This is a genomic window from Aeromonas sp. Marseille-Q7275, assembly GCF_965119515.1.
In genome coordinates this window covers 1-6,024 of sequence record NZ_CBCPLW010000038.1, presented here as the reverse complement: position 1 = coordinate 6,024, position 6,024 = coordinate 1, and the positions used below count along the sequence as shown (strand labels likewise).

Annotated in this window: 7 protein-coding genes; 4 read left to right on the top strand and 3 right to left on the bottom strand. The window is 57.5% G+C overall.

Features of this window, described 5'->3' with window-relative positions; genetic code table 11:
- Positions 1–506 (top strand): hypothetical protein (locus ACWPWQ_RS21180; RefSeq protein WP_454010689.1); only part of this gene is annotated, 506 nt, incomplete at its 5' end.
- Between the two features lie 323 nt (positions 507–829).
- On the opposite strand, the gene ACWPWQ_RS21175 is transcribed toward ACWPWQ_RS21180, so the two are convergent.
- Positions 830–1,228 carry a VOC family protein gene (locus tag ACWPWQ_RS21175; protein WP_454010688.1) on the bottom strand — a complete coding sequence of 133 codons (399 nt, stop codon included), beginning with the start codon at positions 1,226–1,228 and terminating at the stop codon, positions 830–832.
- Positions 1,229–1,494: 266 nt separating this feature from the next.
- The gene (locus ACWPWQ_RS21170) at positions 1,495–2,457 is read right to left on the bottom strand and encodes an alpha/beta fold hydrolase (protein ID WP_454010687.1); all 963 of its coding nucleotides are present in this window, start codon (positions 2,455–2,457) and stop codon (positions 1,495–1,497) included.
- A 211-nt stretch (positions 2,458–2,668) separates the two neighbouring features.
- Here ACWPWQ_RS21170 and ACWPWQ_RS21165 point away from each other — a divergent pair, with 211 nt between their 5' ends.
- Entirely contained in the window at positions 2,669–3,277 is a 609-nt protein-coding gene (locus tag ACWPWQ_RS21165) for a TetR/AcrR family transcriptional regulator (protein ID WP_454010686.1), read from the top strand.
- 29 nt (positions 3,278–3,306) lie between these two features.
- Positions 3,307–4,488, top strand: a complete 1,182-nt coding sequence (locus ACWPWQ_RS21160; protein ID WP_454010685.1) for an SGNH/GDSL hydrolase family protein — start codon at positions 3,307–3,309, stop codon at positions 4,486–4,488.
- A gap of 185 nt (positions 4,489–4,673) precedes the next feature.
- Here the strand turns inward: ACWPWQ_RS21160 and ACWPWQ_RS21155 are convergent, their stop codons facing one another.
- Positions 4,674–4,829: a hypothetical protein gene (locus tag ACWPWQ_RS21155; RefSeq protein WP_454010684.1), complete on the bottom strand. Its 156-nt coding sequence runs from the start codon at positions 4,827–4,829 to the stop codon at positions 4,674–4,676.
- A 75-nt stretch (positions 4,830–4,904) separates the two neighbouring features.
- On the opposite strand from ACWPWQ_RS21155, the gene ACWPWQ_RS21150 reads away from it, so the two are divergent.
- A complete protein-coding gene (locus tag ACWPWQ_RS21150; protein ID WP_454010683.1) occupies positions 4,905–5,855 on the top strand; it encodes a helix-turn-helix domain-containing protein in 951 nt (316 codons plus the stop codon).
- Positions 5,856–6,024: the final 169 nt, after the last annotated feature.

Genomic DNA, 6,024 nt, shown 5'->3' with positions numbered 1-6,024 from the left:
AAGTTAGTATTCTCAATCAAGGTGTAAACAATGTCAGTGCTGTAGGGTTTGAGAAAGGCCTTAAGCAACTAATATTAAATCACGGTCGAAAACAAATGTCTAAATATGACTGGCATCCAGGGAAGGGCTATAACAGTGAAGTAGAAATAGATTTTTTAACACATGTTAACCCACAATGTGATGTAATAAATGCATTCAGAATTTTCTTTTCCTTGGTATTATACAAGCCAAGTCAGGCTGATGGGAAAATGAATGGTTTTAATAGACATCTGATTATGCATCTTTTAAATAATGATTTTAATGAGCCATCAAACTTCCCTAGAATAGTCTTGGCACTAACTCACATCATGTTTATTGAAAGCTTGAGAAATGAAAAGGTTCCTTTTTTTTGGCCGGGAATTGATGAGGTCGATATGGAGTTCGGTGGGTACTTACGTAAGTTAACAGATGTAGATTTCATATCTCGCAGAAAGTTACTGGACTCACTAACCACATGCGCATATTGATTCGACAGATAACACATTTATTTCATCTTGTATGTTGGGCTTCTCAGGCTCAGCACCAACCTACCGATGTGTAGGTTGTGGCTGAGCCTGTGAAGCTCAACGTTTACAGTGAAACCTCTTTTTCCCTCCCCCTCATCCCCGACCCTTCTCCCGCAAGGGGAGAAGGGAGAAAATACGCTGTCCGATTACGCTTCGCTAATCGAACCTACGTGGCTGACTATTTTTGCCGTCAACCGAATCGACATGACTGGCGATCATATTCTGGATGCTGCTTTATCCCCTCTCCCGTTGGGAGAGGGGAGGGTGAGGGGAGCATTCAGGTATTAGATGGTCAGCTCCAGCCGGTTGCCTTCGGGATCCAGGAAGGTGCTCTCGTAATAGCCGTCACCGGTCCAGCGGGGGCCGTCCAGGTGTTTCACCTCGGCGCTTTTCAGCAGCTTGAGCCGGGCGGTCATCTTGTCAACCTCCTCCACGCTGCCGAGGGAGAAGGCGAGGTGGGCCAGCCCCTGCAGCGGGTGCGGCAGAGCGAGATCCGCCGGAAACAATATGGGAGTGTGCATCAACTCCAGACTGGCGCCTCCCTCGAAGCGCACGAAGTAGGAGGAAAACTGTTTGCTCGGGTTGTGGTAGCGCTCATTGGCCTGCCCGCCAAACAGGGTGCAGTAGAATGCCTTGAGTGCCTCCAGATCCTGCGCCCAGATGGCGACGTGATGGATATGCATGGCTGGTCTCCTGTGAGTTGATACCCCCAATGCTATGCCGGGGTCTGCCCCTTCGACATGGCTTAGCCCGTCCTGATGATGTCTGAAACTGCCAATCATCTTCAGTCGATTGCGGCGCACCCGAGATCGGGTGAGTGCCAAGAGCCAACTGCGCCACGCTGAGCCGGTGTGAAACCAAGACTCGCGGGCCTGCTTATGTCGGGCATAAAGAAGAAGGCCCCCGAGTCGGGGGCCTGTCTTGATATCACCCGCAAAAGAGCGCGGACTTATTTTTTCAAAAACGGCAGCAATACCGTCATCAGCTGTTCCGGGCACTCCTCCGTGACGAAGTGACCGCATTCACCGAGCATGGCGCCCTGCAAATTCACCGCTCGTCCCTGCATCGTCTGCTGGGGTGCGTCACGGGTGGCATGATCCGCACCTATTGCCAGCACCGGCATCAGCAGTTTTTTCTCTGCCCGCTGTTTATTTTGTGCAATGGTTTGCGGAATCGCCCGGTAATACGCGAAGCCTGCCCGCAATCCGCCAGGGGAGGAATAAGCATCTATATAGGTTTGTGCTGCGACGCGATCACGACGATAGGACCAGTGGTCAAAAATAAAATTCAGATATTCCCGCTCTTTGCCGGCCGTCAGCATTTCCGGCAAGTCCTGTACCTGATTAAACATGAAGTGCCAGAGGAAAATATTGTCCTGCGGATCGACGAAGATGGACGGTGCCGGCGCCAGGCCCGGAATAACCGCTTCGGTCAATGCGATTTTCTTGATGTCGGCGGGATAATCACTGGCCAGGGCATAACCCACCCACATGCCGATGTCATGACCGACAACCGAATATTGCTTATGACCGAGCTGATTCATCATATTGTGCAATGTGGTCGCCACCGCCCCGGTATCGTAACCCGTGCTCGGCCGATCGGAATAACCGGTTCCCGGCGGATCAACCGCTATCGCCATATAGCCTTCGGCGGCGAGTCCGGTCATCACATGACGCCAGGCATACCAGGTTTGCGGCCAGCCCGGGATCAGCAACACGGGCTCCCCCTTTCCCGCCGTCACATAATGGATCTTCTGCCCCGCTACCTTGACATAGTGATGCTGAAAGCCGGCTTCACTGACCTGCGCTGTTACTGACGTCACTGCCGGGCGTTGTGTATTTGCCGCGACCGCAGTGCCCTGCAATGTGAGCAGCATGACTGCCGCCAGAGATACTCTGAAGAATGTGTTCATATCCTTTCCGTTTGAATTATCTATAAAGAATCCCCGCAGAAGGCCATAGACAAGGCGTCTGTAAGCTGGGGTGGTGGCTATTGTTTGTCGATCAACAGCGAATAGGGTAAGAGGGCGTCTCAATCTTTGTCAATCACCAAAAAATAATTCTTTGTTAGTCGACAATGAACTGGTAGCCTTGGTCTGAAATGACAGATGCGGAGAGTGTGTTATGGCTGGCAGACCAAGAGAATTTGATCGTGAAGAGGCGTTGCGCATAGCAAAAGAGGTGTTCTGGCAGCGTGGCTATCAAGGGACTTCCCTGTCTGATCTGGTGGCTGCACTGGGGATTGCTTCTGCCCGTATTTATGCCGCCTTCGGCTCAAAGGAAAATCTTTTCCGTGAGGCGATAGCGCTTTATCTGGCCGAAGAGGGGGCTTTTGCTGACGCCGCCCTGTCACAGCCGGATACCCGCCAGGCTGTCAGGCAACTGCTGGTGAACGCGGTCGAAGCCTACACCCGTGACGATAGGCCTCACGGCTGCATGGTGGTCCTGTCGCTGACCAACTATGGCCGTGATAACGAAGAGATCATGGCATGGCTGGCCGGTTACCGCCGGGAGCGGATAGAGGGCATCATTGAGCGCATCCGGCAGGGCGTTCAGTCCGGCGAACTGCCGGAAAACACCGATATACAGGGGCTCGGGGATTATGTGGCGACCGTGTTTCACGGGATCTCCATCCAGGCCCGGGATGGCGTCAGCCGGGCGCGTCTGCTGGCAATGACGGATATCGCCATGCACGGCTTCGATGTCATGACGGCCCCGCCGGTCGCGCAATAACTCGGTTGTTTCTTTCAGGAGAATTTCTGATGTCATATTCAGTGCCTTCAGCCTCGCCAGTGCGCGAGGAGTGGATATGCACCTGGCTTTCCAGCTCCCAGCCTGCATCGGGAGAGGCGTTTCCGTTTCCATCGGATATAGCGGTCATTGATGGGGATCAGACACTCCGGCAGTCACTGCGCATCAGCCTGGGCGGTCAAAAGCTGCGGCTGATCTTTTCCAATCGTTATGGTGCCCAGCCACTGGTAATAGGCGAGAGCCATATTTCCGTGCCTGATCTGTGCGGCGCAATGGCTGTCACCTTTAATGGGCAAACCGGCGCGACAATTCCAGCGGGGGGGACTCTGTGCAGTGATGAAATTCCACTGGATATCCCCTCGTTATCGGTGATCACTCTGCGGACCTATCTGCCGGAGCCGATTCCGGTCAATACCTTTCACTGGGATGCCCGTCATTTTTCGTTGCTTGAGCCGGGTAATCAGGCCGTCAGGGAAGAGGCCGGCGACGGTCAGAAAATCAGCTCCCGTTTGCTGGTTGAAAGCGTCCAGGTTCAGCCGGGATCCGCGTGCCGCACTCTGGTGGTCATCGGTGATTCCATGGTGGATGGCAACGGCGTGGAGATGGACACCTATGGCCGTTGGACAGATTTTTTGGCAGAGTGCCTTGTTGCCGACAATATAGCGGTGGTGAATGCCGGGCAGTCGGGTTCCCGGTTGCTGAAAGACGGCATCGGCATCGCCAGCCTGTCGCGTTTCGAGCGTGATGTGCTGCAGCAACCCGGTGTCAGCTGCTGTATCGTGCAGGTCGGGCTGAATGATATCGGGTTGGCGGGCACGGCACTGGATCCGGATAGTCCGGTGCCGGCGGCAACGGTGCTGATCAAGGGCTATCGGCAATTACTGCAGAGGGCGCGGGAATACCATATCCGCATGACAGGCGTCACCCTGGTGCCGCTGCGGGGAGCCGGTGAGTATGGTATTGAGCGCTTCTATCAGCCAGAAAAAGAGGTTGTCCGGCAGGCAGTGAATCACTGGATGCGCACCAGCGGGGAATTTGATGCGGTGATTGACAGCGACCTGCTGGTGCGGGATCCGGAATGCATGTCGCGGCTCGGCGCGCACTACGATGTTGGGGATCACCTTCATCTCAATCTTGAAGGACATCTGCGGGTCGCACGGTCAGTGCCGCTGGCCGTTATCCGGGGGGATTGACGGCTTTCCCCGGCGGCCTCAAGCGCCCCGCCATGTTGCGGGGCGATTCACTCAACAATAACCCCTCATATCCATCGTCTGCCTCATGTATATATGCCGCTGGCCGGGCGCTGATCCGGGGATCGACGATCTGGCCAGGCAGTGACCTTCATTTCAACAGCGCGGCCAGTCGCTGGGGCTGTGTATCAGCTCCAGGCTGGCGCCCTCGAGGCGTACCAAGCAGGAGCTGAACGGCTTGGCTTGTGGTCGCGCCCATTGGTCTGCCCGCCAAACAGGGGGCAGTGGAATGCCTTGAGCGGCTCCGGATCCTGCGCCCGGATGGCGACGTGATGGAGGTGCATGGCTGGTCTCCTGTGACTAGGCGCCCTTGATGTTATGCTGGGGCCTTCCCCTTCGACATGGCTGAGCCCGTCCTGATGATGTCCGACACTGCCAACCCCGAGCTTATCGACGTCTCCCCCGACTGCCGCGAGCAGATCTGCTGTGACAGCCTGCTGCCCGCCCTCGCGCAGGAGCGGGTCTGGCTGGCGGGCTACTCCCGCCTGCGCACCCGCTATCGCATCGAGCGCCGCCTGGCGGACGTGCACTGCTTCCTGCTGACCCTGGGGGGCGAGGGGGAGGTGCTGCTGGGGGATCGCTTCGAGCGGCTGCCTGTGGGGGAGTGGGCGCTGATCCCGGCGGGGGAGCCGCTCTGCTATCGATTGCCAGAGATGCGATTGTCAGAGACGCGATGGTCAGAGACGCAGCTACCGGAGACGCAGTGGCCCACGCCGGAGCAGCCGCAACCGACGGCTGGGGGCGACTGGGATCTGGTGTGGCTGCTGCTGCACAAGGACTCCCCCTGGGATGCCTTTGCGAGCCGCCCTCGTCTGGGCTGTACCTCCCAGCAGGGGGCACTGCTGCGCACCATAGAGAACCTCTATGCGGAGCAGGAGCGCCATCAGGACCCGCTGCTCAGTGCGCTTTTGGTGGAGCAGCTCGGTTTCTACCTGCGCCGCCTGCTGCAGAAGGGGGAGGGGCAGAGTCGCGGCGAGCGGCTGGCCCTGCGCCTGGAGCTGCTGCTCAAGGAAACCCTGACCGAGTGCTGGGACATAGGGCGGATGGCCGACGCCCTGCACCTCTCGGAGCGCCAGCTTTATCGGCTCTGTCAGCAGCACTTCGCGCTGGCCCCCATGGCGCTGCTGCAACGGCTGCGGTTGCAGCGGGCGGCGCTCCTGCTGGCGAGCCGGGCCGACTCGGTGAAACTGCTGGCCGCCCAGTGCGGCTTCAAGAACGAGTACCACTTCTCCACCGCCTTCAAGCGCCAGCACGGCCTGGCCCCGAACCACTATCGCCGGTTGCATCACCCCGCCTTCAAGGGGCGCTGAGGGCGCCCCAAAAAAGAGCGGGGCCCGAGGTCTCCCCCGGGCCCCGCACGCCACTGGCGGTGTCAGGGGCTGGCTTTTGTGCTGACGAACTCGGGGTAGGCATTGACCCCCCCCTCGTGGAGGTCCCCGCCCAGCATCTCTTCCTCTTCCCTCACCCGCAAGCCCATGG